Source organism: Candidatus Megaera venefica, assembly GCF_034554655.1.
Lineage (GTDB): Bacteria > Pseudomonadota > Alphaproteobacteria > Rickettsiales > Rickettsiaceae > Megaera_A > Megaera_A venefica.
Map to the genome: position 1 here is coordinate 1 of NZ_JARJFB010000052.1, position 11,133 is coordinate 11,133.

Consider the following 11,133-nt stretch of genomic DNA (forward strand, 5'->3'; position numbering starts at 1 on the left):
CTTCAGACACATCAAGATCTTGCTGCAAATATTCATAACCACAAAAATATTGCCAATAAATATTTTCCTTTAGCTCTTCCTCCGTAAACGAATCAGAACCGTTGTACATAGCTTGAAGCATTGATAGTGCTAGCATTACTCTATGATCTTTCTTATTTCTACCAAATTGCTTGATTTCAATGTTAGGCAATGCTCTGGCTTCAAGTTCAGACCAATTTACTAAATCCCTTAGTTTATATAACTTGTTTTTAGGATTTAGTTTTGTAGATAATTTCTCTTCAAATAACCTTTCTTGTTTTTGGAGAAAAGTAATATTTTCTATAGGCATAATTTTAAAATCCGTAAGCTTTATGCGGTAATTATACCATTTTCTTATGGATTTTGTAAGCTGTTTATGACATGAAACCCCTTGTTAATTCAGGCGGGGAGAGTTTTGACGGAGGGACTAATTAAAGGAAAATGCCAACAATCAAATTGACTTATCTACACCTTAAGCCCAATCCTAAATGGAATGGTATTTGCCATTCTAGATGTCACAATCTCAATTAATCTAGTAAGAGGGGTAATCCTGAGTTTCATGGTAGGAAGGTAGTGTATAGGGCTACCCTCAATCTCGAGTGAGACACAATTCTGCTCCTTTACCATAGATTTTTACCGCCATGAAAATGGTAAAGGCTTATACTTAAAAATTACAAAGATTCTATAGGTTCAATTATAGTAGGCTTACTATGGTTATCGTCTATTATAGGAGTCGCTTTCTTTTGTGTATAAGATGGAGTATCTTTTTTGAGTTGATCCGATCTCACAGAAGCGTTAGTGGTAGCGGTAGTAGGTTGTTTCTTTTTTTCGTTTTGTACAATAGCGGGACATTTGTTGTTAGCCATTTCCCTTTTTGTATCATTTAACATGGCCTTTATTTGATTAAGCTCTTCTCTTAATTCCATATTGTGCATGTCATCATCGTCATCCATTCTTTGGCTTGCTTTTCTGATTGATGGGTAAGTATTTTTATTTTTACCCCATCTTGAATCTTTTTTATTTTTTCTTTCTTGAGATAGATCGTGATCGATCATAGCCTTGTACATCTCGATATTATCTTTAGAAGTATTTTCTTTTTCAGAACTATCCTCATCGAAATCATCGAAATCATCGTATTCGTACTCACCAGTGACTACATTTTTTTTAGCTTGTGATATGTACTTCTTATTATAAAGAGGAGCTCGTTTTCCGCCTTTAAAACCTTTGCGATCAATAATTTTGTTATTTGCAGAGCGTTTTAAATACCCATCAGGCCCGGTTACGCAGGCAGATAGCAACATGGCTAATGTAGAAAAAATAACTATCTTTTTTAGCATAAGCTAGCCTAATTTTTTTAAGGATTTAGATCATATTTATACAACAAATATCAATTCAGTTGCAATGAGAAAGGTTAGGTTTATCCAATTATTTTGAGAACTGTGTCTGCTAGATACTTGGCTCCATTATTCTTGCGATTTAAAAGGTTTTTTGAGGTTTCTTTAAGTAATTTTCTATCAACAATTAGTTCATAAATTTTTTGAGATAAAATTATAGATGTTATTTCTTCTTGTCTAAAACACCATCCAGCTTTGCTGTTTTCTATCGCTTTTGCGTTAAAATACTGATGGTCTTCCATTGCATAAGGAAAGGGGATAAAAATTGCTGGAACACCAACGTTGACTAATTCTGCAACAGTACTAGCGCCTGATCTTGAGATAACAAGATCAGTTTTAGAATAAATTTCTGCCATATTATGAAAGAATGGAGATAAAACGTACTTTATCCCCAATTTATCATAGATTGCAGCAATTTTCTTTTGATCATCTTGGCTTACCTGTTGAGTAAGATGAATTTTTAGACTTGGATTTAATTTTAACAGTTCCGTTATGGCTTCAGGAATAATCTGAGAAAAAACTTTTGCTCCTTGGCTCCCTCCAAAAATAAAAAGTCGAAACTCTTCGTTATCGAAAGTATTTTTTATAGGCAAATTTCTTATGGATGACCTAACTAAATCTCCTGTAATGACTACTTTTGGGGTATCGCTCAAGCTGACATTACTTGTTTCTTTGTAAGATAAGGCGATAATTTTAGCGGATCCGGCAAATAAACGATTACTTTTTCCTAAAAAACAATTTTGTTCTTGAACAATATAAGGAATTCGAAGAACTTTTGCTGCTAGTAACGAGGGAAAGCTTGTATATCCTCCAAAACCAATGATAATGTGTGGTTTAAGCTTACCAATTAGCCATAATGTTTTGAGGCATACATTTGACAGGCGCCATACAGAAATAACCTTATTTAGTAAGCCGGTCATTTTAAGATGAAAATCAAATATGTGTGTTTTAATTGGCTGGTTTTGGTCCAGATATTTCTGGCATCGTAGGTCTGTGATCAAATGAACATCAACGATAGTATTATCCAATTCTTCGGCAAGAGCCATGGCGGGGAATAAATGTCCTCCCGTTCCACCGGCAGCTAGGATTATAGACTTTTTTTTAGAGACTAATTCTGGCGGCAATAAAGAGTTTTTGTTATTCATTTAAACGTCGCTATTCTTATATTTTACAAGAGAAGTTTTATGTTTTGTTAATCCCAGCAACATACCAACTGCAATCCCTATGGCAAGAGTTGATGATCCGCCATAGCTTATAAACGGTAAAGTCATACCCTTTGTTGGTAATAAATTAAGTGTGACTCCCATGTTAATAACGGCTTGCAGTCCAAATTGAGTGATGAGACCTATGCTGGCTAGTTGAATGAATTTATCTTGCTCATTGTTGATTCTAATTAAGCTGCGAAGCACAATGAAGGCAAATACGCCTATAATCATGATGCATATTATAGCCCCAAATTCTTCGCCAGCTACTGCAAAAATGAAATCAGTATGTGAGTCTGGTAGATGCTGCTTTACCGAGCCTTCACCTGGCCCTCTGCCATATAGGCCACCTTCCTCAAAGGCAAGTATAGATTTACTTATTTGATAATTTTCATTGCTTACAGGGTCTAAAAAATTATTTATTCTGCTTGTAACGTGTGGCAGTAGAAAATAGGCAGATACAATACCAAAAAATCCTCCCATGAATGCTACCATAATCCAGATAATAGGGAAGCCAGCTATGAATAATTGACTAGCAAACACTGCTGTAATTAAGATCAGCATTCCTACATCAGGTTGGATTAGTATTAAAACAGCTACTAAGGCATATAGTAAGATGCACACTTGGAAGCTAGGAAACCCTTCTTGGTATTTTAACGAAAGTATCCAGCCAGTGACAACAGCAAAAAATGGCTTCAAAAATTCTGATGGTTGATATGAAAAGCCGGCTATTCGTATCCATCTTGTGGCTCCTTTTACTTCGTAACCATAAAATTTCACAAGTATTAGCATTGTTAAGCTAAATAAGAAGCCAAGAATAGCTATCCTTTTTATCCATTTTTTATCTAAAGAGGAGAACGCTACCATAAAAATAGCACCAACAAACAAATGAAGTATTTGTCTGGAAGAAAAATAATTATCAACAAGGCCAATTTTTCCTGCAACTGCAGAACTAGTAGTTGTTACCAACATAAAGCTAAAGGCAATAAGTATACCATACGCTATTACTGCTTGTTGATCTATTGTTCTCCACCATTGTTTTATAAGATTAGTTAGTATCATATAGCTCTATAAATTGGTTGCCTCTATCTTCAAAGTTTTTGAACTGATCATATGATGCGCAAGCTGGGGCAAGTAAAATATTTGTTTTTTCTCTTATCATTTGTGCATCCTTTATTGCGTACTCAAAGGCTTCCTTCATGGTTGTGCATATTATATATTCTATTTTATCCTCAAGGTGCCTTGCGAATAATAGCTTATCTTTACCGAATAAATATGCTTTTTTTACGTTCTTAAGCCCAGAATCAATCGGGGATAGTGACTTTTCCTTGAAAATACCACCGGCAAGCCAAAAAATATTATTAAGTGAAACTAGTGAGCAAGCAGCAGAGGTAGCGTTAGTAGCTTTACTGTCATTATAAAAACTAATATTATTTTTAGTACCAAGATATTGCATCCGGTGCTTAAGTCCGTTGAAGCTAGAGATAGACTCGATAATTTCTAATGGCTCTAATCCTAAAGCCCTACAAGCTGCAAAAGATGCGGCTATGTTTTCTTGATTATGCTTTCCGGTTAGATGTTTCAACGCAGGAAGTTCATATGTATCTCGATTAAAGAAGTTATCAAGCAGTTGTTTGGAATGGCAAATAATACCATCCTTACTTGAGCTAGAGCTGCTGATAGGAATTAATTTTCTTTCCCCTTGTTCCCTTAGATGATTAAAAAATTCTCTTGATTTATCGCTATCTACCCCGATTATTTTGATTCCGTCACCTTGAAAGGCTCTAAATTTTGACTTACTGTATTCTTCAAAAGTTCCGTATCTATCAAGATGATCTTGAGTAATATTAAGTAAGATAGATACAAAGGGATTGAAATTTTCTAGTAAATCAATTTGGAACGAAGATAATTCTAAAACATACCCCGCGGCTCTTTCCGGCAGCATCAAGACAGGCAGCCCTATATTGCCTCCAACATGATAATCAAGACCAGATTTATGTAAAATATGGCCAATTAGTGCTGTGGTGGTGCTTTTTCCATTTGTTCCTGTTATTGCGATTATTTTTGATTGAGAATTTTCTTCAATGAATAGATCAATGTCAGAAGATATCAATATGTTATATTTCTTTATTAAAGAAAAAATAGGGTGTGTTGGAGGTATTCCTGGGCTAATTATAACTTTATCAAGAGACTGCCAATCTTTTTCAGTAATATCTTTTAGTGACTCAGAACCAAATTGAGATTTAAAGTTATTGCGATTTGCTTCTAGATCATCCCAGCAAAGAATAGTTTGTGCCACTTTATCTAGAGAAGAAAAAGCAGAGCAGCCAGTTAATCCTAGCCCAAAGATTCCAATTTTTTTTCCTTTTTGGCTGTTGAGTTTCATTTTATCTATATCTTTATCTTTATATACAATTAATAATAGTTATCCTGCACTTGTTTCAGCATCTCGTGAGATAGAAGTAAGATCCAGGGTCAACCAGGATGACACTCGCTTGGTTGCATCAAATACTTTCACACTGTCATGCTGCGGTTACTACGTTAGTTTCGTTTACTTACATTTGCCGCTAAAGCGCTTGAAACAAATTTCTCTAAATTGCCATCTAAAACACCTGACGAGTCGCTAGTTTCATAGTTTGTTCGTAAATCTTTGACCATTTGATAAGGTTGCAGTACATATGACCTAATTTGGTGCCCCCAGCCATTATCAGTTTTTTCAGCGTTTTGTTTATTTACTTCCTCATTCTTTTTTTGTAACTCAAGTTCAAATAATCTCGCTTTTAGCATTTGCATAGCTTCTGCTTTATTACGGTGCTGAGAACGGTCATTCTGACATTGAACTGCAATGTTTGTCGGAAGATGCGTTATGCGCACTGCAGAGTCAGTAGTATTTACGTGCTGCCCACCAGCTCCAGAGGACCTGTATGTATCTATACGAAGATCTTTTTCTTCTATAACAATGTCAATGCTTTCATCAACTTCTGGATAGACCCAGCAAGAAGCGAAACTGGTCATTCTTTTTCCGGCTGCATTAAAAGGTGATATCCTAACTAGCCTATGGACACCAGATTCAGACTTGAGCCAACCATAAGGCATATTTCCCTTAAATTTAATACAACACGATTTTATACCAGCCTCTTCACCTGAAATTATGTTGATTATTTCACAAGTAAAACCCATTCTTTCGCCAAACCTTAAATACATTCGCATCATCATCGATGCCCAATCATGGCTTTCAGTTCCACCCGCTCCAGCATTTATCTCTAGAAAGCAATTATTTCCATCAGCTTCTCCAGAGAATAAGCATTCTGTCTCTAGTTTTGCTGAAATGATTTGGATTTTGGTTAGCTCTGTCTGAACTTGAGAGATTATGCCCTCGTCATGTTCCTCCTCTGCCATCTCTGCAAGTTCAATGTTTTCACGAAGGCCATCGCTGATGTAATCGTATGACTCTAAGGTTTTTTCAAGCAATCTTTTTTCTTTTAAAGCTGCACTGGCTTTTTTCTGGTCGTTCCATAAATTTGGATCGAGCGAAAGCTTCTCTAATTCTTCCAGTTTTTTTCTTGTACCATCTGGGTCAAAGAGACCTCTTGATCAGAGCAAGTGATTCTTCAATTTTGTTTTTTAAGTTTTCTAATTCTGCACGCATTTTTACTACCTCAAGAGAATATTTTACTGTATAACTAACCCACATATTTTGAGAATAATAGTACATACAATAATGACTGAAAAGAAATTTATCCGAAATTTTTCTATAATTGCCCATATTGATCATGGAAAATCAACTCTGGCTGATCGATTGATCGAGTATTGTGGTGGACTCGAGCAACGCGAAATGAGTCAACAAGTCCTTGATTCAATGGATATTGAAAGGGAAAGGGGTATCACGATCAAAGCGCAGACAGTGAGGCTTGATTACAAGGCTAAGGACGGTAATACCTATATACTTAACTTAATGGATACACCAGGTCATGTTGATTTTTCTTATGAAGTAAGCCGTTCACTTGCTGCTTGTGAGGGGTCGTTGCTTATTGTTGATGCAAGTCAAGGGGTTGAAGCGCAAACTCTAGCTAATGTGTATCAAGCGATAGATAATAATCATGAAATTATTCCAGTTTTAAATAAAATTGACCTGCCTGCAGCCGAGCCAGAAATGGTAAGACAGCAAATAGAAGATATGATTGGTATCGATGCAAGTGATGCTCTGATGATTTCGGCAAAAAGTGGTATTGGTATCCAGGATGTGCTAGAAGCGATAGTTCACCGTTTACCAGCTCCAAAAGATGATGGGCAAGATCCTGCCACTATGCCTTTAAAAGCATTATTAGTGGATAGTTGGTACGATAAATATCTTGGAGTAGTGATTTTAGTTCGTATTTTTCAAGGTACCTTGAAGAAAGGAATGAAAATTAAAATGTTATCGACTCAGAAAATATATAACGCTGATAATGTTGGTTACTTCACTCCTAAAAAAGTTCTATGTGATCTTCTTGAAGATGGTCAGATTGGCTTTCTGACTGCCTCTATAAAACAAGTTTCGGATTGTAAAGTTGGTGACACGATCGTAGAGGATAGTAAGCTGGAAATTTCGCCCTTAGCTGGTTTTAAACCAAGCTTACCGGTTGTATTTTGTGGCCTTTATCCATCTGATGCGTCAGAGTTTGAGATCCTCAAAGATTCGCTAGAAAAACTAAGCTTAAATGACTCAAGTTTAAAATTTGAAACAGAAAGCTCGAGCGCGTTAGGTTTTGGTTTTCGATGTGGCTTTCTTGGTCTCTTGCATTTAGAAATTGTACAAGAAAGGCTTGATCGTGAGTTTGACCTAGACCTAATTACTACTGCTCCAAGTGTTATATATAAAATTGATATCAGAGGAGGGAAACAGCTAGAAGTTCATAATCCGGCAGACTTCCCAGATCCACAAACAATTGAATCAATGCTTGAGCCGTGGATAAAAGCAACAATCATGGTTCCAGAAGAATATCTTGGATCAGTTTTGGCTTTATGCACAGATAAGAGGGGTACTCAACTTGATATGAAATATATTTCAAGGCGTATTATGCTTCAATATAGGTTGCCACTTAACGAGATTGTTTTTGATTTTTATGATCGATTGAAGAGTTGCACCAAAGGTTATGCAAGCTTTGACTGGGAGATGGATGGTTACGAAGAGAGTGATTTGGTCAAATTATCGATTTTGGTAAATAGTGAGCCAGTAGATGCTCTTTCAACTATAATTCATAGGTCTCGATCTGAATATAGGGGAAGAGAACTTTGCAATCGTTTGAAGGATTTGATTCCAAGGCAATTATTTCAAATAGCAATTCAAGCTGCAATTGGCGGTAAAATCATTGCCAGGGAAAATGTCAAAGCTATGAGAAAAGATGTTCTTGCAAAATGCTATGGTGGTGATGTATCAAGAAAGCGTAAGCTTTTAGAAAAGCAGAAAGCTGGTAAGAAAAGAATGCGTAATGTAGGAAACGTTGAGATTCCTCAATCGGCATTTATTGCAGCGTTGAAAGTAGGTGATGATTAATAGGAATTGTCTAAGGAATGGCAATGATTTACTATGCGGTCATACCAGGTTCAGTGAGCTTAGAATGCTTTCTGGCCGAGGGCTTTGAAGGTTTGAAAGAAGATCCTGAACTTGATCCAGGATCTCAGGTAGCCGAAAGATACCTGATAAAGTCTGTATGACGATGAACATAAGTATAACTAATATATTTCTTGCGCTAAATTCATGCTATGTAAAATGATTACATTCGATAGAAAAAAAGACAAAGTAGCCATAATTGCTCCAAGCTCTGCGTGTAGAGACAAGGAGGGTAATTTTGACCGTGAAATAAGCAGGTCTAATCTTGAGGTTGCTATATCCTTGTTTGAAGAGCATGGATTTTCTTGTAAGTATGATGAAAAAATTTTTACTGGGGGAAGTCTTGAATATTTTGCAGCTTCCAAAGAGGAAAGGTTAAAGCAATTAATAGAAGCAATTGAAGACCCAGAAGTCAAGATTATATCGATATTTCGTGGTGGCTATGGGGCAGGTGAAATAGTTTTTGACTGCCTTAAAGTTAAGCCCTCTGGCCCTAAAACATTCATTGGTTATAGCGACGGAACAGTGCTGCATTTTTTGTTTAATCAGCATTATGGTTTTCCTTCAATTCATGGTGCGGTGAGTGAAACTCAAAAGCATATGATGAAAAATATGGTTTCTGTTCTTGAGGGAAAAAGTGCTGAGTTTACACTGGAGACTCAGAACGAATTGGCTCGATCATTATCAACTATTTCAGCTCCTGTTACTGGTGGTAATCTCACGCTTATATGCAATATGATCGGTAGTAAGCTTCGTCCAAGGACAACAAATAAAATTTTGTTTATTGAGGATGTTAATGAAAGAGGTTATCAAGTACATCGTCATTTATTGCATATGAGTAATGCTGGTTTGTTTGAACAAGTTAAGGCGGTAATTTTTGCTGATTTTACTGAATCAGACAGGCACTTAGATGCCAGTATTGAGCATTTCATAAGCAACTATTTGCAGTCAGTTCCTGTTTTTAAAACGACAGGTATTGGTCATGGTAAAATAAATTATCCTCTTGCCCTGGGTGCCAGTGGTTATATAGACAACTTAATTTTTTCCGTGGATAGCCCATTTAAACTGGTATAATTATGCAAATTAGGATAGGAACAAGAAATAGTAAACTAGCGCTAATCCAAACTAATATGGTAATTGAGAAAATAACGAAATATTTTCCAAAAGCTGAATGTTTAGTGGTCCCTATAATAACTACTGGTGATAAAATTACTGATAGAAATTTATACGATATAGGTGGCAAGGCTTTATTCTTAAAAGAAATAGAAGAACAGCTAAGTGCAAAAACAATCGATATTGGAGTCCATTCACTAAAGGATGTGCCCGGCGTTTTACCGGGTGGGCTAGAAATAGTAGCGGTATTAGAACGTGAAGATCCAAGGGACTGTTTTGTTTCGTTTCGTTATAAATCCTTAGATGAATTACCAATTGGTACAAAAGTTGGTAGCTCGTCGGTCAGAAGGAGAGTCTTAATTAACCGTATCAGGCCTGATCTTGAAGTAGTTCAATTTCGAGGAAATATCAATACAAGGTTAGATAAACTTAAGGGGGGAGAGGTAGACGCGGCAATTTTGGCATGTGCTGGATTGCGCAGAGGAGGCTGGTTTGATTCGTCATTTTGTTTCCCTATAGGAGTAGAAGATATGTTACCATCTGCTGGTCAAGGTATTATTGGTATAGAGATAAGAAGTGACAATGAGGAAATTCGTTCAATATGCGCAAAAATAAACCATGAATCAACATGGCGTTTGGCAAGAGCGGAGAGGGCATTTTTGTCTTACCTAGATGCGAGCTGTGACACGCCAATGTCCGCTTACGCGGTATACCAAGAAAATCAAATCATAGCAAATTATATGTTAGCGAATTTTGAAGGCAGTAAAATTGAATATTGCCGTAAAATTAGTACAATATTGAATGCAGAAGAGGATGGTATTGAAGCGGCAAAAGAGTTGCAGAAGCTTTTTTTGTACAAAGCTTAGTTTAGTCATCTTAAATTTAATTTAGGATCTTGTAAAGAGCCCTTCTCCAGTTCGAGATAACTATGCTTAGAAGCAGGGTTTGAATGTCGCTCGTTCAGCCAACATTTCCATCTCATATTGAATGGCTTTCGCTCTATAAATATAAGGCCTCCTATGCAGATTCAACTTATAATATGACGCAGTAACTGCAGCATGGCTCTTCAGTAGATTCGCCAGATAAAGCTATTTCTTCAGGAAGATCTCGCGCAGCTTGAGATTTTACATATGTCAAAGTAGTGGAAAGTGGAGTAAGAAACCCATCAGGAGTACTAGGAGCTCCTCCCCCCTTACCTGAGTCAGGAGCAGAGTCAGGTAGGGGTTATTATAAGAGGTGGAGGTAACGAAGCTGAGGGTGGTTCTACTGCCCCTTCGCCGGAGTCAAGAGCAAAAGGGTGTGATGGGGTTATAAAAGGTGGATGTATTAGAGATGAATGTGATACAGATTGTAATAATAGCTCCCTAGTCCCTCCGTCAAAACTCTCCCCGCCTGAATTAACAAGGGGTTTCATGTCATAAACAGCTTACAAAATCCATAAGAAAATGGTATAATTACCGCATAAAGCTTACGGATTTTAAAATTATGCCTATAGAAAATATTACTTTTCTCCAAAAACAAGAAAGGTTATTTGAAGAGAAATTATCTACAAAACTAAATCCTAAAAACAAGTTATATAAACTAAGGGATTTAGTAAATTGGTCTGAACTTGAAGCCAGAGCATTGCCTAACATTGAAATCAAGCAATTTGGTAGAAATAAGAAAGATCATAGAGTAATGCTAGCACTATCAATGCTTCAAGCTATGTACAACGGTTCTGATTCGTTTACGGAGGAAGAGCTAAAGGAAAATATTTATTGGCAATATTTTTGTGGTTATGAATATTTGCAGCAAGATCTTGATGTGTCTGAAG

At 36.5% G+C, this 11,133-nt stretch carries 12 protein-coding genes; 5 read left to right on the top strand and 7 right to left on the bottom strand.

All coding sequences use genetic code 11. The features are described 5' to 3' along the window. The 6 genes from Megvenef_RS04225 to prfB all read right to left on the bottom strand — a co-directional run. The coding region (locus tag Megvenef_RS04225; protein ID WP_322776028.1) for a transposase at positions 1 to 328 on the bottom strand (328 nt) is incomplete at its 3' end. Between the two features lie 361 nt (positions 329 to 689). Continuing rightward, a complete protein-coding gene (locus Megvenef_RS04230; protein WP_322776743.1) occupies positions 690 to 1,355 on the bottom strand; it encodes a hypothetical protein in 666 nt (221 codons plus the stop codon). 80 nt (positions 1,356 to 1,435) lie between these two features. After that, positions 1,436 to 2,557 (bottom strand): undecaprenyldiphospho-muramoylpentapeptide beta-N-acetylglucosaminyltransferase, encoded by a 1,122-nt coding sequence (murG, locus tag Megvenef_RS04235; protein WP_322776744.1) that lies wholly within the window; start codon positions 2,555 to 2,557, stop codon positions 1,436 to 1,438. Continuing rightward, positions 2,558 to 3,676, bottom strand: a complete 1,119-nt coding sequence (locus Megvenef_RS04240; protein ID WP_322776745.1) for an FtsW/RodA/SpoVE family cell cycle protein — start codon at positions 3,674 to 3,676, stop codon at positions 2,558 to 2,560. It lies immediately after the preceding gene. Beyond that, positions 3,663 to 5,000 (bottom strand): UDP-N-acetylmuramoyl-L-alanine--D-glutamate ligase, encoded by a 1,338-nt coding sequence (murD, locus tag Megvenef_RS04245; protein WP_322776746.1) that lies wholly within the window; start codon positions 4,998 to 5,000, stop codon positions 3,663 to 3,665. The genes Megvenef_RS04240 and murD overlap by 14 nt, the downstream gene beginning before the upstream one ends. A gap of 155 nt (positions 5,001 to 5,155) precedes the next feature. Next, positions 5,156 to 6,263, bottom strand: a protein-coding gene (gene prfB / locus Megvenef_RS04250; RefSeq protein WP_322776747.1) for a peptide chain release factor 2 whose coding sequence is annotated in 2 segments (ribosomal slippage) — positions 5,156 to 6,193 and positions 6,195 to 6,263 — 1,107 coding nt in all. Because the reading frame shifts where the segments join, the coding sequence is not laid out codon by codon here. A gap of 72 nt (positions 6,264 to 6,335) precedes the next feature. Here prfB and lepA point away from each other — a divergent pair. The 4 genes from lepA to hemC are packed head-to-tail and all read left to right on the top strand — an operon-like array spanning position 6,336 to position 10,186. Beyond that, positions 6,336 to 8,150, top strand: coding sequence for a translation elongation factor 4 (gene lepA, locus Megvenef_RS04255; RefSeq protein ID WP_322776748.1), 1,815 nt, complete (start codon positions 6,336 to 6,338; stop codon positions 8,148 to 8,150). 17 nt (positions 8,151 to 8,167) lie between these two features. After that, a complete protein-coding gene (locus Megvenef_RS04260; RefSeq protein ID WP_322776749.1) occupies positions 8,168 to 8,311 on the top strand; it encodes a hypothetical protein in 144 nt (47 codons plus the stop codon). 55 nt (positions 8,312 to 8,366) lie between these two features. Continuing rightward, positions 8,367 to 9,281, top strand: coding sequence for a S66 peptidase family protein (locus tag Megvenef_RS04265; protein ID WP_322776750.1), 915 nt, complete (start codon positions 8,367 to 8,369; stop codon positions 9,279 to 9,281). Continuing rightward, complete coding sequence (hemC, locus tag Megvenef_RS04270; protein ID WP_322776752.1) at positions 9,278 to 10,186, top strand: hydroxymethylbilane synthase; 909 nt, start codon at positions 9,278 to 9,280, stop codon at positions 10,184 to 10,186. The genes Megvenef_RS04265 and hemC overlap by 4 nt, the downstream gene beginning before the upstream one ends. Before the next feature lie 347 nt (positions 10,187 to 10,533). On the opposite strand, the gene Megvenef_RS04275 is transcribed toward hemC, so the two are convergent. Beyond that, on the bottom strand, positions 10,534 to 10,734 hold the full coding sequence (locus tag Megvenef_RS04275) for a hypothetical protein (RefSeq protein WP_322776751.1): 201 nt from the start codon (positions 10,732 to 10,734) through the stop codon (positions 10,534 to 10,536). Positions 10,735 to 10,805: 71 nt separating this feature from the next. Here Megvenef_RS04275 and Megvenef_RS04280 point away from each other — a divergent pair. Next, positions 10,806 to 11,133: transposase (locus tag Megvenef_RS04280; RefSeq protein WP_322776028.1), on the top strand; the 328-nt coding region annotated here is incomplete at its 3' end.

Coding starts and splice junctions, on each gene's coding strand:
- murG (WP_322776744.1), bottom strand. CDS start 2,557: ATGAATAACAAAAACTCTTTATTGCCGCCAGAATTAGTCTCTAAAAAA.
- Megvenef_RS04260 (WP_322776749.1), top strand. CDS start 8,168: ATGGCAATGATTTACTATGCGGTCATACCAGGTTCAGTGAGCTTAGAA.
- Megvenef_RS04240 (WP_322776745.1), bottom strand. CDS start 3,676: ATGATACTAACTAATCTTATAAAACAATGGTGGAGAACAATAGATCAA.
- Megvenef_RS04275 (WP_322776751.1), bottom strand. CDS start 10,734: ATGAAACCCCTTGTTAATTCAGGCGGGGAGAGTTTTGACGGAGGGACT.
- Megvenef_RS04265 (WP_322776750.1), top strand. CDS start 8,367: ATGATTACATTCGATAGAAAAAAAGACAAAGTAGCCATAATTGCTCCA.
- murD (WP_322776746.1), bottom strand. CDS start 5,000: ATGAAACTCAACAGCCAAAAAGGAAAAAAAATTGGAATCTTTGGGCTA.
- lepA (WP_322776748.1), top strand. CDS start 6,336: ATGACTGAAAAGAAATTTATCCGAAATTTTTCTATAATTGCCCATATT.
- Megvenef_RS04230 (WP_322776743.1), bottom strand. CDS start 1,355: ATGCTAAAAAAGATAGTTATTTTTTCTACATTAGCCATGTTGCTATCT.